At 69.9% G+C, this 22,559-nt stretch carries 16 protein-coding genes; 3 read left to right on the top strand and 13 right to left on the bottom strand.

Translation table 11 applies throughout. From position 1 onward, the window contains the following. Positions 1-3 precede the first annotated feature (3 nt). Positions 4-1,941 carry a siderophore-interacting protein gene (locus tag CH42_RS06420; RefSeq protein ID WP_053352388.1) on the bottom strand — a complete coding sequence of 646 codons (1,938 nt, stop codon included), beginning with the start codon at positions 1,939-1,941 and terminating at the stop codon, positions 4-6. 15 nt (positions 1,942-1,956) lie between these two features. Next, positions 1,957-3,003, bottom strand: a complete 1,047-nt coding sequence (locus tag CH42_RS06425) for an ABC transporter substrate-binding protein (RefSeq protein WP_053352389.1) — start codon at positions 3,001-3,003, stop codon at positions 1,957-1,959. 212 nt (positions 3,004-3,215) lie between these two features. On the opposite strand from CH42_RS06425, the gene CH42_RS06430 reads away from it, so the two are divergent. Continuing rightward, positions 3,216-3,947 carry an AraC family transcriptional regulator gene (locus CH42_RS06430; RefSeq protein ID WP_053352390.1) on the top strand — a complete coding sequence of 244 codons (732 nt, stop codon included), beginning with the start codon at positions 3,216-3,218 and terminating at the stop codon, positions 3,945-3,947. A 56-nt stretch (positions 3,948-4,003) separates the two neighbouring features. Here the strand turns inward: CH42_RS06430 and CH42_RS06435 are convergent, their stop codons facing one another. From CH42_RS06435 to CH42_RS06455, 5 genes are read right to left on the bottom strand one after another with little or no spacing between them, the layout of a single operon-like run. Continuing rightward, positions 4,004-4,951 (bottom strand): siderophore-interacting protein, encoded by a 948-nt coding sequence (locus CH42_RS06435; RefSeq protein WP_053352391.1) that lies wholly within the window; start codon positions 4,949-4,951, stop codon positions 4,004-4,006. Further along, the gene (locus CH42_RS06440; protein WP_053352392.1) at positions 4,948-5,844 is read right to left on the bottom strand and encodes an ABC transporter ATP-binding protein; all 897 of its coding nucleotides are present in this window, start codon (positions 5,842-5,844) and stop codon (positions 4,948-4,950) included. The genes CH42_RS06435 and CH42_RS06440 overlap by 4 nt, the downstream gene beginning before the upstream one ends. Further along, positions 5,837-6,901, bottom strand: coding sequence for a FecCD family ABC transporter permease (locus tag CH42_RS06445; RefSeq protein ID WP_239683966.1), 1,065 nt, complete (start codon positions 6,899-6,901; stop codon positions 5,837-5,839). Before CH42_RS06445 ends, CH42_RS06440 begins: the two co-directional genes overlap by 8 nt. After that, complete coding sequence (locus CH42_RS06450) at positions 6,898-7,977, bottom strand: FecCD family ABC transporter permease (RefSeq protein WP_239683967.1); 1,080 nt, start codon at positions 7,975-7,977, stop codon at positions 6,898-6,900. Before CH42_RS06450 ends, CH42_RS06445 begins: the two co-directional genes overlap by 4 nt. Beyond that, positions 7,974-8,921, bottom strand: a complete 948-nt coding sequence (locus CH42_RS06455) for an ABC transporter substrate-binding protein (protein WP_053352393.1) — start codon at positions 8,919-8,921, stop codon at positions 7,974-7,976. Before CH42_RS06455 ends, CH42_RS06450 begins: the two co-directional genes overlap by 4 nt. 283 nt (positions 8,922-9,204) lie before the next feature. Here CH42_RS06455 and CH42_RS06460 point away from each other — a divergent pair, with 283 nt between their 5' ends. Further along, positions 9,205-15,783 carry a beta strand repeat-containing protein gene (locus tag CH42_RS06460; protein WP_053352394.1) on the top strand — a complete coding sequence of 2,193 codons (6,579 nt, stop codon included), beginning with the start codon at positions 9,205-9,207 and terminating at the stop codon, positions 15,781-15,783. Between the two features lie 63 nt (positions 15,784-15,846). Here the strand turns inward: CH42_RS06460 and CH42_RS06465 are convergent, their stop codons facing one another. From CH42_RS06465 to CH42_RS06485, 5 genes are all read right to left on the bottom strand, one after another. Then, positions 15,847-16,743 carry an ABC transporter ATP-binding protein gene (locus CH42_RS06465; RefSeq protein WP_082309328.1) on the bottom strand — a complete coding sequence of 299 codons (897 nt, stop codon included), beginning with the start codon at positions 16,741-16,743 and terminating at the stop codon, positions 15,847-15,849. Beyond that, positions 16,740-17,774, bottom strand: coding sequence for a FecCD family ABC transporter permease (locus CH42_RS06470; RefSeq protein WP_053352395.1), 1,035 nt, complete (start codon positions 17,772-17,774; stop codon positions 16,740-16,742). The genes CH42_RS06465 and CH42_RS06470 overlap by 4 nt, the downstream gene beginning before the upstream one ends. Beyond that, positions 17,771-18,823: a FecCD family ABC transporter permease gene (locus CH42_RS06475; RefSeq protein ID WP_239683968.1), complete on the bottom strand. Its 1,053-nt coding sequence runs from the start codon at positions 18,821-18,823 to the stop codon at positions 17,771-17,773. The genes CH42_RS06470 and CH42_RS06475 overlap by 4 nt, the downstream gene beginning before the upstream one ends. After that, entirely contained in the window at positions 18,824-19,891 is a 1,068-nt protein-coding gene (locus tag CH42_RS06480) for an iron-siderophore ABC transporter substrate-binding protein (protein ID WP_053352396.1), read from the bottom strand. 246 nt (positions 19,892-20,137) lie between these two features. Continuing rightward, entirely contained in the window at positions 20,138-20,986 is an 849-nt protein-coding gene (locus CH42_RS06485) for a helix-turn-helix transcriptional regulator (protein ID WP_053352397.1), read from the bottom strand. Positions 20,987-21,050: 64 nt separating this feature from the next. Here CH42_RS06485 and CH42_RS06490 point away from each other — a divergent pair, with 64 nt between their 5' ends. Beyond that, the gene (locus CH42_RS06490; RefSeq protein WP_053352454.1) at positions 21,051-21,872 is read left to right on the top strand and encodes a glycerophosphodiester phosphodiesterase family protein; all 822 of its coding nucleotides are present in this window, start codon (positions 21,051-21,053) and stop codon (positions 21,870-21,872) included. On the opposite strand, the gene CH42_RS06495 is transcribed toward CH42_RS06490, so the two are convergent. Beyond that, the gene (locus tag CH42_RS06495; protein WP_053352398.1) at positions 21,869-22,453 is read right to left on the bottom strand and encodes an HPP family protein; all 585 of its coding nucleotides are present in this window, start codon (positions 22,451-22,453) and stop codon (positions 21,869-21,871) included. The two genes, CH42_RS06490 and CH42_RS06495, sit on opposite strands and share 4 nt — an antisense overlap. Between the last annotated feature and the right edge of the window lie 106 nt (positions 22,454-22,559).

Raw genomic sequence — 22,559 nt, forward strand, 5'->3', positions numbered from 1 at the left:
TCCTTATTGGGGAAGAGCGATGGAGTAGAGCGCGGCGCCCCAGCCGACCGTGCGTCGGTCGGGAGCCGGGAGCGCCGCCGAGGCGAACCGTGCGCGCAGTTCGGGATCGGTGCGCGCACCGCCGCCCGTGAGTGCGAAGTCGATGAGATCGTCTTCGAACTCGTGCTCGTCGGCGAGGTCCAGATCGAGCGGCTCCTCGAGCACGAGCAGCGCGCCCCCAGGGGTGACCGCGGCGGCGGCCCGCTGCAGCGTCAACTCGGCGTCGGCATCGGCGAGCGGAGCCAGCACCGTCGCGAGCAGCACCCGGTCGGCGGGGTTCGCGGGTGTCGCGAAGCTGCCGGCGGGCTCGTAGGCGATGCGGTCGTGGGCGTCGTGCAGACGCTGCAGCACGGCGATCTCGGAGGGCGCCGCGAGCACGGTCACCCGCAGCTCTGCGTGGTGCGCCACCAGGGCCGCGGCGAGCACGCCGGTGCCGGGGCCGATGAGCGCGGCGCTCGAGCAGTCGTCGAACGCTGGCGACTCCGCGAGTGCGCTGGCCACGTAATCGGCCTCCTGCGCCTCACCCGCGACGCGGTCGTCGAGCGCGGTGCCCGGCCGCGACGCGTGAGATCGCCAGTCGGTGCCGAACCAGCCCGTGAAATCACCGGTGCCGGTACGCACCGCCGAGAGCAGCGCGAGTGCGCCGCCGAGTTCCCGCTGCGCGCGCAGACCATCGAGATCGAGATCTTCGACAGTGTCTTCGTCGTCGAGTTCGCTGCCGAGCTCGGTGAGGCGGTAGGTCGTTCCGGGCTCCACCGTCTCGATGAGCTCGAGCGCTTCCAGGTAGCGCAGCAGTTTGGCGAGCCCGTGCGGGTGGGCTCCGGTGCGCCCCGCGAGCGCTTCGAGGGTGCGCACGGCGCCGCCGAACGCGGCGGGCAGCCCGATGGTTGCGGCGATCCTCACCGCGAAAGCCGGCAGCAGCTCGGTGAGCTCGTGGAAGCGGTCGCTTGGATCGAGCGCATCCGCGAGCGTGTCTGCGGTATCGGCAGTGTCAGTCTCAAGAGTGGCGGCTGCTCCGGGAGACGGTGCGGTCTCGCGGTCGACCGCGACCTGCGCCGAGGCACCAGCCACGGTGTGCTCAACTGCCCCCGACTGCCGCCGCCAGTACCCGGTCACTTCGACCTGCGCCTTCGCGAGACCGCGCTCGCCGCGCAGCCAGCGACGAATCGGAATCAGCGTGAGCGTTTCGCCGGCGACCCAGGCGAACGGGGTGCCCGGCCACCACTCGGCGGCGCGGATCGCGTCGAACAGCAGCGACGTCGTGCCAGGCTCGGCACCGTCACGACTGAGCCAGGTGATCTCGACGCCGTCGGGGCACGGCAGCGGCTGGCGGTGCGCCTCGACGGCGACCTCGATGAAGATCTGCGCGCGAGCACCGGTCGGCCACTCGTCGAGCCAGCGGGCGATCGCGGGGAGCGCGGTCTCGTCGCCGACGATCAGCGTCCAGTCGGCTCCCACGGGGTGCGGCGCCGACATCTTGGGGCCCGCGATCTGCAGGCGGTCACCGACCTGTGCCTCGACGGCCCAGGTGGAGGCGGCGCCGGTGCCGTGCACGACGAAGTCGACGTCGAGCTCGCCGGCCTCCGGATCCCACCGGCGCACCGTGTAGGTGCGCAGCACGAGGTGCTCGTCGCCGCGGGGCCAGTTCAAGACGCCGTCGGCCTGGGTCGGCCCGACGATCTCGGCGGCATCGGGGTGAGGCAGCAGCACTTTGAACTCGTCGTCGAACCCGTCCGAGCGAAATGCGGCGACGGGAAACCCGTTATTGGCAGTGTGCGCGGCGAGGTCGGCGCCGCCCAGCGTCACTCGGCGCATGCCTGGGGTGACGTCGGCGACGCGCAGCACTTCGAGCGTGCGCGTGGTAATCGGATAGATCGACAGGGGGCGTATCGAGTGAGCCATGAAGGTACCTTCTGCTCAGTAGAGATCGGCGAACGCGTCGGTCAGCTGATCGACCGTCCACCGATTGGCCAGCACGTTCGGGTAGGCGAAGGCCCACGCGAGGTCGAGGCCGTCGGTCTCGGGATTCGGATCGACGAATGCAACCTTGCCCGCCTGCACGGCGCCCAGCTGCTGGTAGAGCTGATTGCTCTCGAGCCAGGTGGTCGCCTCCGCAACGGTGCCCTCGCCGCCGTGGCGAGCGATGAGCAAGCCGTCGGCATCGACGAGCCCGATGTTTTCGAGGCTGATCTCGCCCCAGTCGAAGCTGCTCAGCTCCTCGACGTGCGGGTGCTTCGCGAACCCGAGTTCGTCGAGGAGCTCCTCGGCGGGCGATCCGTCGATGTTCACGAACTGGAGGCCGGTCTCCTGCCCACGGTTGATCACGATGCCGACGGTCTTGCCGCTGAACTCCGGGTGATCCTGCGCCGCTTGCGTGATGCGGCTCTCGGTCTCGTCGATCTGCTGCTCGGCGCGCTCGGAGAGGTCGGTGGCCTCGCCGACGCCGCGCACGAGTTCGCGCCAATCCCAGGCGAAATCGCCGCTCGGTGCGACGGCGAGTACCGGGGCGATGCTCGACAGCCGCTCGTAGTCGTTCTCGAGATTGCCGTACGTGCTTGCCACGATGAGGTCGGGCTTCGCGGCGAGCAGCTTCTCGAAGGCGAAGCTGTCGGCCCACGGGTCGATGAACGTCTCGACCTCGTCGAGCCGCGTGCCGTCGTTCCAGAAGTAGCCGTCGTTGTCTGACGTGACTACGGGTGCGATGTCGAGCGCGAGGGTCGACTCCTGGTCGCCGAGCCCGCCGATCACGGCGATGCGCTGCGGGCGCTCGTCGAGCGTCGAGCTGCCGTATTCGGTGTCGAGCGTCAGCGGATACGCGGTGTCTCCCTCGGCGGCGGGAAGGAGCACGGCATCACTCTGTGCAGACGTGCTCTGTGCGGCATCGGCCTGACCGGCGCAGGCGGTGAGCGCGAGTGCGCTCAGTGCGAGCAGCGCGATGGTGCGGGTTGCGGGGAGAAGTTTCACGGTGCCTTTCGGGGACGCGGCCCACGACGGGCCAGCATACGTGTGATCTAGGTTAGGAAACACTAAACTTCTGCATGGTGCAGAATACGACACCATTGGTGCCGGATACGTCACCACATGTGCGGGCTGCGGCAGTGCGCACAGGCATGGAGTTGGGAGGAGAGTGACGAATGAGAACGGAAGGTGCACGTCGTCGCGCGACCACACGCCCCATGGTGCAGATACCTGCGGTGCGGCTGACGGCGCGCGTGCACCACGGCGACCACCTGCTGCTGTGGCAAGCGCGCGGCAGCTCGGATGTGCGTGCCGGCACCGAACGCCACGTACTCACCGAGGGCACCGCCGTCTGGGTGCCGGTGGGCACGCGACACGCGCTGCAGGTGCACGAGAACTCGGTGCTGCTGCCCATGTTCTTCGGGCTCGAAGACACCGAGACCACGTTGCAGCGCGTCACGGTGTTTCGCGTCGACGACGATCTCTCCACCCTGTTTCTCGCGTGCATCCAGGCGCAGCAGACTGCGCTTCAACCCGACATCGACCTCAGCCGGCAGCTGCTCGCGCTCATCGAGCTGCAGCCCGCGATCACCAGCGCCCTCACCATGCCGCGCACGCCCGAAGCCGCGGCGGTCGCCTCGGCGCTGCGCGCCAATCCCGGCGACCGGCGACCGGCCGCGGCGCTCGCCGCAGCCGCGCACGTCTCGCTGCGCACGATCGAACGGGCGTTCGTGCGCGAGACCGGCGTCACCCTGCGCGAGTGGCGGATCCGCAACCGTATGGAGTCCGCCGCGACGCTGCTGAGCTCCGTTCAGCGCATCGAGACCATTGCGCATCGTGTCGGCTATACCGACGTGAGCGCGTTTCGGCGGGTGTTTAAAGCGCACTTCGGAGCGACGCCGGCGAAGTACCGTGCCGGCCTCGGTGAAGCGGTGCCGCACGCCGTGTGACCAGCGTCACCCGACGAGCACGCAGCGTCACCCGTGCTACCCGCCGACCACGCGCGCTACCCGACGAGCGCCCCGCCGATGCGCCAGTAGCCGAGAAACGCGATGCGATCCTTCGCGATGCCGAGTTCGCTGGTGAGATACCGGCGGATGCGGGTCGTCGCCCCTGACTCGCCGGCGAGCCAGACGTACCAGCGCGGGTCGTCTCGGGCGGCCGCGCCGTGTTCCGCGCCCCAGCGACGAACGGCCCGCTCGACACCGATGAGATCATCGGGCCCCGTGGTCGTGCCGCGCTCGGCGACGACGAGGCGCACGGTGGCAGCAGGGGTGGTGGTTTCGGTGCTCCCTAAAGCAGATACAGCGCCGGCCACCGCGAGATCGCCTGAGACTAGATCATCGGCGGCGTCGTCGATGTCGAGTAGCAGGTCGGCCTCGGCCCCCGGCGCCAGCGACGCGACGATGTTGCGGGCGGCCGGGAAAGCGGTTTCGTCGGCGACGATGAGAAAGCGATCGTGCGCATCGGGCTGCCAGTGGATGCCGTACCCCGTCCAGCCGTTACGCGCATCTGGGCCGGTGATGACGAGGTGATCCCCGGGCCGAGCGGCGAGCGCCCACGCCGAAGCCGGGCCGGCGGGCTCGTGGATGAATACGTCGACGTCGAGCTCGCGCACCTTGGGGCGGGTCGCCGCGGGGGTGTAGGTCCGCAGTACATTGCGCTCGCCCTCGGGCAGCAGGCGCCAGCGCTGATACCAGTCGGACGGGTGGGGTGTGGGCTGCTCGAGCAGCCCGAACTCGGCCAGCCGAAAGTCGCGCGGCGCGTCTCCGGGCAGGGGGAGCACCAGCTTGATGCGCTGGTCGAGACCCCACGGAGCGAAGTGCTGCAGCGCTTCGCCGAAGAACGTGACGCGCAAAAAATTTGGGCTGAGGCGCCGGATCGCCCCCACTGTCACGGGGAACGCGCTGTAGGCCCACGGGCGCTCGCCGAGCGGCGGCTGCGGGCTGCTCACGCGTGCGCTCCCACGCTCGGTTCTGCTCCCGGGCCTGTGCCTGTGCCTGTGCCCCGGCCGCTGCGCACCGCGCTCCCGCGCAGTGGCACGACGAGCGGCCCGCCCGTCACCGGATCTTCGATCACCATGTTCGGCAGGCCGTACACCTCGTGCACGCGCTCGCTCGTGATGACCTCGGCGGGGGAGCCCTCGGCCACGATCGCGCCGTCGCGCATCGCGATGATGTGGCTCGCGTACCTGGCCGCATGGTTCAGGTCGTGCAGCACTGCCACGACGGTGCGCCCGTCAGCATTGAGTTCGGCGAACAGCTCCATGAGTTCGACCTGGTGGGCGACGTCGAGGAAGGTCGTCGGTTCGTCGAGCAGCAGCAGGTCGGTCTGTTGCGCGAGCACCATCGCCACCCACACACGCTGCCGCTGCCCGCCCGAGAGCGCGTCGACCGGGCGCGGTGCGAGATCGAGTGTGCCGGTGGCCTCGAGCGCCTCGTGCACGGCGCGCTCGTCGGCATCGGACCACTGCCGAATGAATTTCTGATGCGGAAACCGGCCGCGCGCCACGAGATCGGCCACGGTGATGCCGTCGGGAGCCGACGCGCTCTGCGGCAGCAGCCCGAGGCGCCGCGCAACTTCTTTCGCGGGGTACTCCGAGATCGCCCGCCCGTCGAGCACCACGCGGCCGCTGCTCGGAGCGAGCAGGCGCGAGAGACCGCGCAGCAGCGTGGATTTGCCGCAGGCGTTCGGGCCGAGAATTACGGTGAACGACCCTGGGAGGATCGCGACGCTGAGGTCGGTGACGATCGGGGTGCGGTCGTAGCCGAGCGTGATGGCGTCGGCCTTGAGGCGCGAGGAAGCGGGGCGCGACGAATCGGGGAGGGGCGGAGTGAAATCAGGCACGGCGGCGAATCTCCAGAATGATCATGAGGACGAGGTAGGCGCCGCCGACCGACACGGTGACGACGCCGACGGGCAGCGCGACCGGCAGCACGTGCTGTGCGACGAGGTCGGAGCCGAGGAGCAGCAGGGCGCCGATGAGCGCCGACGCGGTGAGCGACAGGTATGGGGTGCCGGTAAGGCGCCGGGCGATCTGGGGTGCCGCGAGGGCGACGAACGCGACCGGACCGGCGACCGTGGTCGCCGCCGCGACGAGAGCGACGCCGATGACGAGTGCGGCGGTGCGCACCGTATTCGGGCGCACCCCCGACGCCGCCGCCATGTCGTCGCCGAGATCGAGTTGCCGCAGTTGGGGAGTGAGCAGCGCAGCGGCGGCCACGAACGGCACCGCGGCGAGCACCGCGCCCGCGAGGGGTGGGGCGGTGACTCCGTTGAGCGATCCGGCGCCCCACGACGACGCGAACATCGCGGTCTCGAGTTCGATCTGCAGCAGCATCCACGTATTGATCGAAGCGAGGATCGCCGAGACGCCGATGCCCACCACGATCAAGCGGAAGCCCTGGACCCCGCCCCGGAGCGACAGTGTCCAGACGATCGCGGCCGTGGCGATGCCGCCGACGAGTGCACCGACGGTGAGCGCGGGCCAGCCGCTCGACACGAACACGAGCGCGAGCAGCATGCCGGTGAACGCGCCGTTCGAGAGGCCAAGAATGTCGGGGCTCGCGAGCGGATTGCGCGTGACGGTCTGGAAGAGCGCGCCGGCGATCGCGAGCAGCGCGCCCATCGTGATCGCGGCGAGGGCGCGAGGCAACCGCCACTCAAGCACGACGGTGCGCTCGAGCGGGCTGCCGCCGCCGAACAGCGTGCGCACGACGTCGGCGGGAGCGACCGCGAACGTGCCGAGGCCGAGTGCGAGCACGAGCAGTACCGCGATGACTCCCACCGCGAGCGCGCCCACGACGAGACCGCGTGTGCGCACCGTCGCCGCGAATGGCCCGGCCTGCAGCACGATGCGGCGGTATCCGATGTCGATCGAACGGTCGTGCCTTGCCCCGCTCACAGTGCGCTCGCGTTTCTGCGGCGCGCGAGTGCGATCAGCACGGGTGCACCGATCACGGCGGTCACGATGCCGACGGGCACCTCCGCCGGAGCAATGATGATGCGTCCGAGCACGTCGGCGAAGAGCACGAGCACCGGTGCCAGCAGGGCTGAGAGTGGCACGATGATGCGCTGGTCGACGCCGAAGGTCCAGCGCACGATGTGCGGCACCATGAGCCCGACGAACGCGATGGGACCGGCGAGCGCCGTGGCGGCACCGGCGAGCAGCGTGACGGCTGCGATGACGCCGATGCGAATCGCCGTGACATTCGCGCCCTGCGACTTCGCGACGTCGTCGCCGAGCGCGAGCGCGTTGAGTCCCGGGGTGAGCAGCAGAGCGAGCAGGAGCCCGACGACGATGAATGGCGCAATCGGGCCCGAGACGTCGAAGCCGCGACCGAGCAGCGATCCCGCATTCCAGCTGCGCATCTGGTCGAACGCATCAGGGTTGCTGAGGGTCATGCCCGTGGTGATTCCCGAGAACACCGCGCCGAGTGCGACCCCTGCGAGCGTGAGACGAATCGGATCGGCCGCGCCCCGTCCCGAGGAACCGATGAGGTAGACCGACACCGTGACCACGAGTGCGCCGAAGAACGCGAGCCAGACGAATGAGGCGGCGCCCTGCAGCCCGAGGAACGCGACGCCGATCGCCACGGCAAGCGCGGCGCCCGCGTTGACTCCGAGAATGCCGGGATCGGCGAGCGGGTTGCGGGTGAACGCCTGGATCAGCGCGCCGGCGACGCCGAGCGCGGCGCCCGCGAGCACGCCGGCAACTGTGCGCGGAACGCGGAGCGTGAACACGACGTATGAGGTTTCGGTCGTGCCGTCACCCCGCAGGGCCTCGAGTACCGTTCGTGGTGAGAGGGCATTCGCGCCGACGGCCAGCGAGAGCACGACCGCCAGCGCGAGGGCGGCGAGCAGCGCGATCGCGCCCCACGCCGCTCGCGAGGAATACCGGGAGGTCGTCGGTCGTCGGTCGGGAGCTGGTCGGTGGTGGATCGTGCCGGTGCGGTCGCCCACCGAACTGCGGCGGATCACTGTGCCGCGGCGAGGAACTTCTCGATGTCATCGAGCACGACCTGCGCGCCCTTCGGGCCGACGCCCGCGACCCAGGTGCTGGTGTCGACGAGGGTGACCGACGGGAACGCGTCGGCGTTTTCAGTGATGGCGCCGGGAATGGTCGACTGGTCGTCGACGTCGGCCGTGGTGACGAAGACCTCATCGGCCGCGGCGTCGACGATGTTCTCGGGGGAGATGTCGGCCTGCAACCCGTCTTCCCATTCCCGGTCGGGAATCATGTAGCCGGCGCACTCGATGAGGCTGCCGGCGAACGATACAGGGCCATACAGGCTGAGCGTGGTCTCGTCGCGCGGGCGCACGATCTGCGCGGTGGCGCCGTCGACGTCGTACTCGTCGCCGATCGCGGTGCAGCGGGTGTCGACGTCGTCGATGAGCGCGGTGACCTCGGCCTGCTGGCCGAGCGCCTCGCCGATGAGCTCGGCGTTGTCGCGCCAGGGATCCGCCTGGGTGCCGATGAAGACGGTGGGGGCGATGCTCTCGAGCTGGTCGTACAGGCTTGAATGCCGTGATTCGGTGCCGAGAATGAGGTCGGGCTGCAGCGCGGCGATGGCCTCGAGGTTGGGTTCGGGCACGGTGCCGACCGGCTCGACGCCGTCGACGCCCAGGTACTCCGGAACGCCGGCCACGTTGCTGGCGACTGCAGCGCCGACGGGAGTGACGCCAAGTGCGACGGCGGTATCGAGCTCGAGCGGTTCGAGGGTGACGACGCGTTGCGGGGCGTCGGGCACCTCGGTGGTGCCGCGAGCGTGTGTGATCGCGTGTGTTCCGGCGGCGGTGTCGGATGCGTCCCCCGCACCCGATGCATCGGCGTTTCCGGAAGCGGCGCAACCGGAGACGAGCAGAACGGCGGCAGCGGCTGCGGCGGTGACGGCGGCAGCGCGGCGCGTACGAATCGAGGGCATGAAGAGGCCTTTCGGTCGAGACGTGCGCCGTTCCCCCGGCGCACCGATCCGACCCTAACAAAGATCAGATGAAGGCGCGAAGTGAAGTGTGCGCGATTCGTCAGACGACATTTTCGTGAACACGGTGCAGAACGGAACGGCGTCCCACTAGTGTTAGATCGTTCTGCATGTAACTCTCCGAGTCCGAGGCGCCTGCCTGGGGACGGCCTTGGAGCACTGGAGGGGTGTCACAAGGGTGGGTAGTACAGGCGTGCGCGGAAAGCGCATACTCGCAGGTTCGGCAGTGGTCGCGTTGGTCGGAGGGGCGCTCATCGCGAGTGCCGCGGCCGGCAACAGTGCTCCGCAGACGCAGGTCGTCTCGTTCGCGTACTCGGCGACTGCGCAGTCGTGGGTCGTACCGGCCGGGGTGACGTCGATCGACGTCGAGATCCGCGGCGGCGAGGGCGGCAATGGCGGCAAAGATGCCACGCCCGCTCCCGATATCGGTACGTTTCGCGGACTGGTGACCGGCACCGTTGACGTCGTGCCGGGCTCGACACTGACCGTCGTTCCCGGCCAGGGCGGCGCGACCGGCGCCAGCACCACGAACGCGTCGACGGCCGCCGCGGTCGGCGGCAACAACCCCCTCGACGGCTACAACGGTGGCCGCGGCGGCAACGCAGGATCGCGTGGTTCGTCAGGGCAGGGTGGTGCCGGTGGCGCTGCCAGTGTGCTGCGTATCGGCGACATCGACATCGTCGCCGGTGGTGGCGGCGGCAACGGCGGCTCGGGCCAGTACGCACCGACGCGCGGGCGTGCTGCGGACAGCGTCTTCGTCGCGCGCACGGTCGACCCGACCTCCACCGACGGGCAGGGCGGGCAGAATGCCGCAGACGCCTGCGCGGCGTCGACCTGCAACAACGACGACGGCGGCGGCGGCGGCGCGGGCGGCGGCGGCGCGATCGGCGGCAAGCACGGAGCGATCGAGTTCGGTGCCGGCACCTCGAACGAGTGGTTCGGGTACGGCGGCTCGCTCGGACAGAACTCCACGGCGTCGCAGCCGGGACTCACGGAGTCCATCGAGTACGTCGCATCGAACTCGGCGAACGGCTCGATCAAGATCTCGTACACGACCGGCACTGCGAGTGCGCCGACGGCGCCGCAGGCCGTCGCCGGCTCGGGCAGCGCCGCGCTCAGCTGGACGGCTCCGACCAGCGTTGGTCAGGGGCCGCTCGAAGGCTACGCCGTGCGCGTCACCCCCGTTGGCGGCACTGCATGGACCGAGCCGATCCTCACCGGGTCGACCGACACCGTCGTCACCGTGCCCGGCCTGACGAACGGCACTGCCTACCGGTTCGAGGTCGCAGCGGTGACCCCGGCCGGCATCGGCACGTACTCGACGCTCTCGAATACGGTCACGCCGCTCGCGGTTCCGTCGGCGCCGCGCATCGAGCAGCTCGAAGCGCGGGATGGCGGGCTCGCTGTCACGTTCGCGGCTCCCGAGTCGGGTGCTGCGGCGACCGGCTACCAGTACCGCGTCGACGGCGGTTCGTGGGTGCAGCTCGACACCACGGCACGCCCCGCGGTGATCTCAGGGTTGACCAACGGCGTCTCGGCGCGCATCGAGATCCGCGCGACGAGCGCTGTCGGCATCGGCGAGACGAGTGACCCGGCCACGGCGACGCCGCGTGCGGTGCCGGGTGCGCCCACGGTCACGAGTGCCGCAGTCGAGGGCGGCTCCGCGGCGATCGCGTTCACCGAAGGATTCGACGGAGGCACGGCGATCACCGACTACCAGGTGCGCGTCGACGGCGGCATGTGGGCATCGACGGGATCGACGACCAGCCCGGTCGCGGTGGCGGGCATTGCGGCAGGATCGCAGGCCTCGATCGAGCTTCGCGCCGTCAATGCTGCGGGCCCCGGTGCGGCTTCCTCACCCATCATCGTCAGCGCGCCCGGTGTGCCGGCAGCGCTGATCGATGCCGCCGCCGAACGCCGTGACGGCTCGATCGTCGTGTCATGGCAACTCGGAGCCTCGGGTGGTGCACCCATCACCTCGGTCGAGTACTCGCTCGACGAGGGAGCGCGCTGGGAGACGTTCTCGCCGAGCGCGCCGCAGAGCATCAGCGGTCTTGAAAATGGCACCGAGCAGCGCATTCTGCTGCGCGCGGTCAACGCGATCGGGGCGAGCGAAGCAGTCGAGGTGACGGCCGCTCCGGCCGGAGTGCCCGGTGCCCCCGCCATCACCCGCGTGCGTGACACCGGTACGGGTGAGCTTGAACTCGCGTTCGCGGCGCCCGCCTCGAACGGCGGCGCACCGATCACCGCATACGACTACACCACCGATGGTGGGCTCACCTGGCGCGCACTCGGCGCGACCGAGTCGCCCGCAGAACTGACCGAGTCGAGCTCGGGGGCAACGCTCGACGCCGACGTCGAATACACCTTCGTCATCCGTGCGGTGAACGAGGTCGGTTCCGGCCCCGCTTCGGCCGGTGCTACGCGCAACGGGCCGGTTCCCGTCGCGCTTCCAGGGGCTCCGGTGATCGATCAGGTCGTGTCGCGACCCGGAGCGGTGCAGGTCGACTTCACGCCCGCCGATCGCGGCAGCGTGCCCGTTGACTACTACGAGTACTCACTCGATTCGGGGGCGACCTGGCAGCGCACGCCGAGCCTGACCCCCAGCTTCGTCATCACCGAACTCGCGGATGGTGTCGCCGTGGACGTGCGGGTGCGCGCGGTGAATTCGCAGGGCGAGGGCGCTCCGTCTGCCGCAGTGTCGGCGACGCCGGCATCCGCGCCGAGCGCCCCCGACCTCACCCGCGTGGCGCGGGCGAACGGGTCGCTCTCGGTCGACTTCTCGGTCGCAAATGACGGGGGATCGACCGTGACCGCGATCGAGGCCAGCGTCGACGGCGGCGCGACGTGGCACGGGGTGGAGGTCGTGGCCGGATCATTCACGATCAGCGGGCTCGAGAACGGCACGGCCTACACGGTGCAAGCGCGCGCCGTGAACGCGGCGGGCACCAGCAGTGCGTCGAATGTGCTCACTGCAGCGCCGGCATCGGCACCGCCCGCACCGGCCGTGACGCTCGTTCCGGGCGATGGCACCGTCGGCGTCCACGCGGAGTTCTCAGGCGACGGCGGTGCGCCACTCACCGCCATTGAGTACTCGATCGACGGCGGGCAGACCTGGATCGATACGCGCAGTCTGTCAGGTGAAGCACTGATCACCGGCCTGCCGAACGGCACTCCCGTGACCGTCGCGGTGCGCGCGGTCAACGCGATCGGCGCGGGCGATGCGGCCATGCGCACGTCGACGCCGCGCACGGTGCCCGGGGCACCCCGCAACGTGTCGGTGGTTGGCGGATCCGCAACGGCCACCGTGCGCTGGGAGGCCCCGGAGTTCGATGGCGGAAGCCCGATCACCGACTACACGGTCACGATCACCTCGGCCGATGGCAGTGCCGCGCAGCACCGCGGTATTGCGAACACGGGGCCGTTCACCGTCACCGCGCTCACCAATGGCGAGACCTACACGGTCTCCGTGACCGCGACAAATGCGGCGGGCGCCGGCCCGGAGTCGTCACCGCGCCCCGCCGTCACGCCGCTCGCCCGCGCCGCCGCACCGACCATCGCCCTCGCGGCGCGCGGTGACGGTCTCCTGCGTCTGACGTTGACCGCGGGGAGTGGCAACGGCCAGACGATCACCGGGTACGAGTACACCGTCGACGGTGGCACCACGTGGCAGGCGTCGCCCGGTATCGGTACGTCGAAGACGATCTCAGGGCTCACGAACGGCACCGCCACCTCGGTGCAGATGCGCGCCCTGACCATCGCCGGCGCCGGCGCAGCGTCAAACACGGTGACAGCGACCCCGTACGGATACCCGAAGGTGCCCACCGGCATCTCCGTCGCTCCCGGAACGAACAGCGCCGTCGTGAGCTGGCAACCTGCCGACTTGAACGGCAACGCGATTTCGAACTACTTCGCAACGGCCTTCAACGCGGTCTCGGGCGGAGCGACCGTGCAGACCTGCTCCTCCGCGAACACGAGCTGCACGATCTCGGGTCTGACGAACGGCACCACGTACTACGTCTCGCTGCAGACCGAGGCGACGCAGACCGGAGTGACCGACAAGCTCTACTCCGAGCGCTCGAACCCGCGCGTCGCCGTCACGCCCGCGGTCGCGGGCACGGCGCCGACCTTCGGCGCGGTGACGCGCACGGCGAACGGGTTCCAGGTGCCGATCACGAACTTCGCTTCGACCGCGCAGTACGCGGTGACCGCGAGCGGCGACGTGTCGGGTACGGTCGACGCGAGCGGTCTGCTCACGGTCACCGGCGTTGCCTCCGGCACTCCCGCCTCGGTCGAAGTGCGGGTCACGCGCTCAGGGGCGCTCGATGCGACGGCGACGGTGCAGGGCACCGCACTCGACGCGGGTATCGCCCCAGTCTTCGGGGAAGTCGTGCGTCTCGCAGACGGTTTCGAAGCCGCGATCACCAACCTCGACGCGGGAGCGACGTACACGGTGACGTGGCCGGGTTCCGATGCATCGATCAACGCGCGCATCGACAACGGGAAGTTGCGCGTCACCGGATTGCAGCCGGGCGTCTCTCTCGAGGTGACTCTGGGCGTGGCGAAGTCGGGAGCCACTCCGGCTTCGAGCCGGTTGACCGGCACCGCCCTCGACGCGGGGATCGCGCCCACGTTCGGTGATCCCGAGCGCACCGTCGACGGGTTCAGCGCCGTGATCAGCGACTTCGACGCCGCCGCCCGCTACGACCTCGAACTGGTCGGGCTGCCGAGCGGCGCCGCAGCCGTGCTCGACGGCGACACCGTCGTGGTCACCGGACTCGCACCTGACGCCTCGGCGACCGTGCCCGTCACCGTGCACCGAGACGGTGCGGTTGCCGCCCGCGCAGATCTCTCGGGCCGGTCGCTGGCGACGGGAGTCGCTCCGACGTTCGGCTCCGTCACGCGAACAGATGACGGTTTCTCCGTCGACATCGAGAACTTCGACGCCGACGCCGTGTACACCGTGCTGCCGACCGTGCTCAGCCCGCAGGCGGAGGTGATTCTGAACGGAGCGACGCTCACCGTTCGCGGGCTCGACGCTGGTGCGCAGGGCAGTGCCGTCGTCACCGTGTCGCGCGCCGGTTCGACCGATGCTCTTGCGACGGCGACCGGCTCGGCGCTCGAGGCGGCGCCCGAGGTACGTTTCGGGCCTGAGACGCGCACCGTGGACGGGTACGTGGTCACGCTCGAAGATCTCGACCCCCGGGTTCACTACGTCGTCTCGTTCACTGATGCGCCAGAAGGTGCTCGGGTCGTATTCGACGCCGAGACCGGCACGGTGACGGTGACCGGGCTTCCGGCGGGCGCAACCGCGACGGTGCTGATCGAAGCGAACCAGGCCGATCACGCGGTCGGAAGCGAGACGTTCACGGCGTCGGCGCTGTCGACCGGCAGTGCGCCGCAGTTCGGTGAGGTCGTGCGCACTATCGATGGCTTTACCGTCGAGGTGACCAACTTCGTCGACGCCGGCAGCTATGCCTTCGACACGACGGCGCTCGACGCCGCGGTTCGGGTGGTGCGGAACGGGTCGGTCATCACCGTCACCGGTCTGCAGCCTGGGGAACGCCTCACAGTGCCCGTCAGCGTGCAGCTCGCAGGTTCGACGGAGGCGACGGCGTCGGTGACCGGCGTCGCGCTGCTCGCGGGGATCTCGCCCGAGTTCGGTGCCGCAGTGCGCACGCCGGACGGCTACACGGTCGAAATCACGAACTTCGACGCGGCGGCCAGCTACGCCGTCGATGACGCGCAGCTGCCCGATGGGGTGCACGCAGCACTCGACGGTTCGCAGCTGTCGGTCACGGGCCTCGCCGCGGGCGAAGGCGCGGAGATCGCCGTCACCGTCGAGCTCTCGGGCTCCGCGCCGGCCACGGCGTCAGTGACGGGGGCCGCGCTGCTCGCAGGCATCGCCCCCGAGTTCGGCACTGCGGTGCGCACGCCCGACGGCTACACGGCGCAGATCAGCAACTTCGACGCCGACGCCCAGTACCGGGTCGACGCCGTCGAGGGTGTCGAAGGAGTGTCGGCGCGACTGGACGGTTCGCTGCTCATTGTCAGTGGCCTACAGGCGGGCGCAACGGCAGACGTTGCCGTTGCGGTCATGCGCGATGATTCGACCAGTGCAAGCAGCACCGCCCAGGGGCGTGCTCAGGAGCGCGGTTATGCGCCGATTCTGACGACGACGCAGTCGCTCGTCGACGGGTTCGAGTTCCGCATCGAGAACTATGACGAATCGCTCGAGTACACCGTCGCGCCCGCGGGCATCGAGCTCGATCGTGCGGCGCGCGTCGCGGCAAACGGTGCGAACACGCCGACGGCGGCAGCCGAAGCCCCACGCGCCACTGCTGCCGCCACGGTGCCGCAGCTCGATCGCTCGGGTGCGCTCGTCAGAGTCTCCGGGCTCGAGCCAAGCGAATCCGCGACGATCGTCGTCTCGTCATTCAACGCCGACATCGCGGTGGCGACCGCCGAGGTCACCGGTTCGGCGCTGCCGGCCGAAGCCGGTGCTGGTGCGAGTGCTGAAGCTGATGCCGATGCCGATACTGAAGGCGGTGCCGGGGCAGGAACCGACGGGTCGAACGATGCGACGGGCAGCGGCACGGCTGCGGGTTCGGGCTCGGATGGCGGCGCGGGTGCATCGGGTTCGGGCGCAGGCGGCTCGACCGGAGCATCGGGATCCGCCGGCGGAGCGGGCACGGGTGGCCTCACCGCAACCGGCGGATCGGGCGTGATGGGTGGTGTCGCGCTCGGCGCGCTGCTGCTCGCAGCCGGTGCCGTGCTCGTCGTTCGACGGCGGCGCGTGCACTGATCGCTGAATCGCACGCGGCACGCGGATCCTGAACGGACGCGCGGGCCGCGTGCGTTGTGGGCGTCAGCTGAGCGTGCCGGTCTCGGTTCTCGTGTCGGCGACTGCTGCGGTCTCAGTGCTCGCGGGGCCGACGACCACTGCGCTGTCGACCGGCACCCCGTCGCGCACGTGGTGCCGCCCGCGCGGCAGCATCAGCGGCCGCCCTGAGACGGGGTCGGTGACGATCGTGCTCGGCATGCCGAACACCGACGCGACGAGTGCCTCGGTGAGTACCTCATCGGGCGAGCCGGCTGCGTGCACGGTGCCGTCGGCGATCGCGACGAGGTGGTCGGCGTACCGTGCGGCGAGGTTGAGATCGTGCAGCACCATGACGACGGTCGTGCCGCGCGATCGGTTCAGATCGGTGAGCAGGTCGAGCACCTCGACCTGGTGCGAGACATCGAGAAACGTGGTCGGTTCGTCGAGTAGCAGCACGTCGGTGCGCTGCGCGAGCGCCATCGCGATCCACACGCGCTGCCGCTGCCCGCCCGAGAGCTCGTCGACGGCGCGGTCGGCGAGCGAAAGCGTGTCGGTGGCCTCGAGTGCTTCGGCGACGGCGGAGTCGTCGTCGTGACTCCACCGGGCGAAACGACTCTGGTGCGGGTTGCGGCCGCGGCCGACGAGGTCGGAGACCGTGATGCCCTCGGGTGCGATCGGCGACTGCGGCAGCAGCCCGAGTGCGCGCGCGAGCTCCTTGGCGCGCATCCGGTGCACGGAGGCGCCGTCGAGCAGCACCTGGCCCTCGCGCGGCGCGAGCAGTCGCGACATCGCGCGCAGCAGTGTCGACTTGCCGCTCGCGTTGGCGCCGACGATCACGGTGATCTCGCCGGGCGGCACGGTCAGACTGAGGCCGGTGATGACCTCGCAGTCTCGGTAGCCCAGCGAAACGGCGTCGACGTCGAGAGTGTGGTCGATCGTCACAGCGATCCTCCTGCGCGGTTGGTGCGGATGATGAGATAGACGAGATAGGGGGCGCCCAGCGCGCCGGTGATGACGCCCACGGGGTAGCGCGTGTCGAATGCGAACTGACCCACGAAGTCGGCGACGAGCACGAGCAGCGCGCCGACGAGCCCAGCAGGAATCAATGGCGACCCGTACGGCCCGATGATGCGCACGGCGATCGGCCCGGCGAGGAATGCGACGAAGGCGATAGGGCCCGCCGCGGCAGTCGCGAACGCGATGAGCCCCACGGCCGCGACGATGAGCAGAATGCGGGTGCGCTCGCTGCGCACGCCGAGCGCCGATGCGGTGTCGTCGCCGAGCTGCAGCAGCGACAGGTTGCGGGCCTGGGCGTAGAGCAGCGGTGTGAGCACGACGAACGCGATGAGCACGGGCGAGACATCTTGCCAGCGCGCGCCGTTCAGGCTGCCCGACAGCCAGCGCATGGCCTCCTGCAGCTCCCACTGCGGCGCCTTCTCGAGCACGTACGACGTCACCGAATCGAGCATTGCGGCGATCCCGATGCCGATCAGGATGAGTCGGGTGCCCGCCACCCCGCGCCGAAACGCGAGCAGGTAAATGGTGAGCGCGACGATCAGACCGACCGCGATCGCGAACGTCGATACCCGTGCGCCCGTGAACCCGAGGATGATGATGGCGAACGCGGCGGCCGCGCCGGCGCCCGCGGTGATGCCGATGATGTCGGGGCTTGCGAGCGGGTTGCGCAGCATCGTCTGGAACGTGACGCCGCCGAGCCCGAAGCAGAGCCCCGCGATGAGGGCGAGCACGGCGCGCGGCAGGCGCAGGCGCCCGACCGTGAACGACGCACCCGGCACATCGTGCCCGAGCAGCACGCCGAGCACGTCGGGCGTGGAGTAGGCGGTGCGGCCGAGGTGCAGGCTCACGACGAAGACGGCGGCGATCAGGATCGCCAGGACGGCGATGACCAGGCCGCGACGGTGGCTCCGCGTGCGGCGCTGCGTCGCGACCGCGGTGATGGCACTCGTGCTCATAGCTCTCGAATCCTTTGCCGGCGCACGATCCAGATGAAGACGGGGGCGCCGATGAGTGCGGTGATGATGCCGACGTCGATCTCGTCGGGTCGGGCGATGACGCGGCCGACAACGTCGGCGGCGGTGAGCAGCGCGGCGCCGACGACGGCGGAGAACGGCACGAGCCAGCGATAGTCGACGCCGACGAGCAGGCGGCAGGCGTGCGGCACGACGAGCCCGACGAAGCCGATGGGGCCCGCGACGGCCGTGGCAGCGCCGCAGAGCAGCACGGCACCGAGTGCGCCGACGCCGCGGATCACGGCGACGCGTTCCCCGAGACCGGAGGCGAGCTCATCGCCGAGCGCGAGCGCGTTAAACGAGCGGGCCGAGAGGATGCAGATGAGCGCGCCGACCGCGAGGAAGGGGAGAACTTGCATGATCGGCTCGAAACTCGCACCGCCGACACCGCCGATCTGCCAGGATCGCACGCCGCCCGCGATGTCGCCGCGGGGCAGCACGACCGCGCCGATGAACGAGGCGGCCGTGGCGGAGGTCGCAGCCCCGGCGAGCGCCAGCTTCAGGGGAGTGGCGCCGCCGCGGCCGAGCGATCCGACGATGTACACGAAGGTCGCCGCGACTGCCGCCCCGAGAATCGCGACCCAGATGAACGCGGTGAACTGGTACATCGCGAACCAGGCCATGCCAATGACGACGGCGAGGGAGGCCCCCATATTGACGCCGAGCAGCCCCGGGTCTGCGAGCGGGTTGCGCGTCACGCCCTGCATCGCAGCGCCGGCGAGACCGAGTGCGGCACCGACGAGGATCGCGAGCGCGGTGCGCGCGATGCGCTTCGATACCGCCGCGGCGCCGAGCCCGTCGACCGAACCGGTGAACGCCGCGCGAATGTCATCGAGGCTCACCGCACGCGAGCCCACGACCACTGAGAGCACGGCGAGGCCCGCCAGCACCGCAATCGCCGCGACGAGCCAGAGCACGCGAACGCGGTTCGGCCGCCGCACGATGGCGACGGCCGAACCGGGGCCCTGCGGGCCGCGTGTGAGAACGCTCAATTACTCGGCAGACTTCGCGGTCTTGCCCGCGAGCGCGTCGTCGAGCTGCGTGACGTAGTCGTCGAGCACCCACGAGATCGAGAGCGGGGCCGGGTTCGCCGCGGTGCCCATCGGGCCGGATCCGTCGAGGAAGACGATCGCGCCGTTCTTGACCGCGGGCATCTGCGACAGCAGCGGGTCGGCCTCGAGGGTATCGACCAGTTCCTGGTCTCCATAGGTCACGATGAGGTCGACATCGTCGAAGCGGTCGACCTGCTCGGCGCTGATGCTGCCCGAGAACTCGCCCGACTTCGATGCTTCGACGACGGCCGCGGGCTCGGTGAGTCCGAGATCGGTGAAGAATGCCGCTCGGGTGTCGTTCGAGGTGTAGAAGTTGACCGTGCTGAGATCGGTCGTGTCGACGTGCGTCACGAACATCGTCGAGGCACCGGCCAGGTCGGGATGCTTCGCGACCGTCTCGTCGATCTCGTTCTCGAGCGAGGTGATGAGTTCATCGCCGGCTTCTTCGAGTCCCATGCCGAGTGCGTTGTAGCGGATGACGTCCTTCCATGACGTCGACCAGGGTGCCTCAGGGTAGGCGACGACCGGCGCGATCTCGCTGAGGGTGTCGTAGTCCTCCTGCGTCAGGCCGGAGTACGCGGCGAGAATAACGTCGGGGTTCGTGTCGGCGACAGCTTCGAAGTCGATGCCATCGGTTTCGTCGAAGAGTACCGGGGTGTCGGCGCCGAGCTCCTCCAGGCGATCCTCGACCCAGGGCAGCACGCCGTTGCCGTCGTCATCGCCCCAGTCGGCGCTGGCCATGCCCACGGGCACGACGCCGAGCGCGAGCGGAACTTCCTGATTGGCCCAGTTGACGGTCGCGACGCGCTCCGGAGCCTCGTCGAGGGTGATCGTGCCGAGCGCGTGCTCGATGGTGAGCGGGAATTCGTTCGTCGGCGTGGGGGCTTCGATGACGGAATCCGACGCCGCATCGGTGGCCGATGAGCCGGATGCGCACGAGGTGAGCGCGAGCAGCGCCGCGCCGGCGAGGGCGGCGGCCGTGAGAAGTCGACGGGGTGAAGCAGACATGGGTGGGAAACCCGCTTTCGATGGGGGACATGACGATGCCCTCCGGCCCGGCGCGCTGCCCGAGCACTTCGCGGTGCACGGCGCCCGGAGTCGGGCGCATGCGTGCGTGACGGGCGAATGCCGGGGCGATCCGAGCTGCTGAGGGAAGGCTTGACTTCATCATATGAACTCGTGGGCAGGTGGCGCAATCGCGAGAAAGTGACGCGGGATCGCGCAAAATGGACACGGGTGCGCGCGCTGCCGCCGTCAGTCGCCGACGAACCCGCGCGCCTGACTGGGCGTGATGCCCGTGGTGCGACGGAATGCGGCCCCGAATGCGCTGACCGAGGCGTAGCCCGCGCGATCCGCCACCTCATCGACCGGGAGGCCGTCGCTCAGCAGCAGCATCGCCCACTGCGCCCGCACCGAAGCCAGCCAGGCGGTGTAGCCGTGGCCGGTTTCGGCGAGGAACGCGCGGGCGATCGTGCGCTCGCTGACCCCGAGGTCAGCTGCCCACGTACCGAGTGCCGGTGCCTCGCCCGGAGCATCGAGCACTGCGCGCGCGATCGGCGCGAGCAGCGCGCTCGTCGGAATGTGCACGGTCAGACTCGCGCGCGCCGGGGCGAGCACATCGCGCACCATCGCCTCGGTGAGCCGGCGCGACTCGGGGCTCAGGGTCGAACCCGCGGTCGTGCTGTCGGCCAGCCGCTCGAGCAGCAGGCGTAGCAGGGGCGTCAATGCGATCGCCTCGGGGTGCGCGGCATACGCAGCGAACGCGCTGATGTCGAAGTGCGCGGTGCGGTACACGGTGCCGCTCGGCGCGTGCCCCGTATGCAGGGTGCCGGCCGGAATCCACAGCCCGACCTGCTGCCCGATGGTCCAACTGCTGCCGTCGACGGTCGCCACCGACATGCCGCGGTCGTTCCAAAGGATCTCGTGCGTCGGATGCGAGTGCGGCTCCCAGTAGGTGTCTGCGGTCAGCGCCTCGGTCATGCCGTAGTGCTCGAACGGGATACTCAGCTCGCCCGCGGCGAAACTCGGCAGCTCGCGGCGCTCGATCGCGGCCGCCGTGCGCGGTGAGCGCGAGCCGATCGGGCGAGGGGAGCTGGTGGTCACGCAGCGACGTTACCAAACGCGGCGTTGATAGGGAGGTGCGGGCGTGAGCGGGTACGGTGAACCCATGCCGCACTCGACGCCGCACCCGCGCGACCCGCACCCCTACTTCGACGGGGCGCGGCATCCGCGCGTGATCGCCCACCGGGGGTTCGTGTCGACCGAGCTCGCCACGCAGGGCATCGCCGAGAACACCCGTGCCGCATTCGCTGCCGCGCTCGCCGCCGGGGCCGACCTGCTCGAAACCGACTGCCACATCACCCGCGACGGTGTCGTCGTGCTCGCCCACGACGCCGACCTCGGTCGCGTCGCGGGCGATCCACGCCTGATCACCGAGGTTGATGTCGCCGAGCTCGCGGACATCTTTGCCGACCGCGGCGGCCTGCTCACGCTCGAGCAGGCGCTCGCCGAGTTCCCCAACGCGCACTGGAATATCGACGTTAAGGCGGCCGCCGTCGCGGTGCCGCTCGGGCGTATCGTCGCCCCGCACGCCCAACGCGTGCTGGTCACCAGCTTCTCTGAGACGTTTCGTCGTGCGGCGATCGAGGCGGCGGGCTTGGAACGGCCCGCGACGCTGCCCGCCACCCTGCCTGCCACGTCGCCGGGTCGAGGTGCACTCATCCGTGTGCTGCTCGCGGTGGCGCTCGGTTCGCGACGCCTCACCGCGCGTGCGCTCGTGGGCTTCGATGCGCTGCAGATTCCCGAGCGGCAGGGGCCGATTCGCGTGCTGAGCCCGCGCCTCATCGCCGCAGCGCACGCGAACGGCGTCGAGGTGCACGTCTGGACGATCAACGATGCCGCGACGATGCGGCGGCTGGCGGCACTCGGGGTCGACGGCGTGGTGTCGGATCGCACGGACGTCGCCGTCGCGGCGCTGCGGGGCGGCTAGTTCTCGGGGACGGTGACGGCCGCAGAAATCTGTGCGTCCTCTTCGGCCTCGGCAGCGGCGCGCTTGCGCTCTGCCTCGGCGCGCACCAGGGCACGATCGCGGTGGCGAGCGATCGCTGAGAACGCAGCCCGGTACAGCGCTCCACCGAGCGCAATGATGCCGGCGCCGCCCAAGATGAGCGGAACTAACTGCCACCACTGCTCATTGGCGAGCATGATGGCGATAGGGGTACCGCCGGCAGGCGGATGCGTCATGCGCAACGCCGCCATTGCCGCCAACGCGACGCCGACGGCGACTCCGAGGCTCCACGGGGCGATCGGCATCACTAAGCTCGCGCCGATGCCCACAGCGGCAGCGACGATGTGGCCGCCCAGCACGTTGATTGGCTGAGAAAGCGGGGAGTCGGGCAGCGTAAACACGAGTACGCACGATGAGCCGAACGCTGCGACGAGCAACGGGTGCCCGAGAGTACCGCCATAGACACTGATGAGCGCGACCACCGCAGCGCCGGTCAGCGCACCAAACCCGATGCGCAGCCACGAGACGCGCGCCTGCGAACGGACGAAGAATGATCGGAGCATAAGTAGCACTCACTGTACCGTTCGGCGAGTTGCGGCCGAGGATCATGGCTGCCGCCAGGTCATCCGCGGTCACACGCCACGAATGTCTGAGTGCGCGGCTATGCTG

It is taken from the genome of Leucobacter musarum subsp. musarum (assembly GCF_001273845.1).
Classification (GTDB): domain Bacteria; phylum Actinomycetota; class Actinomycetes; order Actinomycetales; family Microbacteriaceae; genus Leucobacter; species Leucobacter musarum.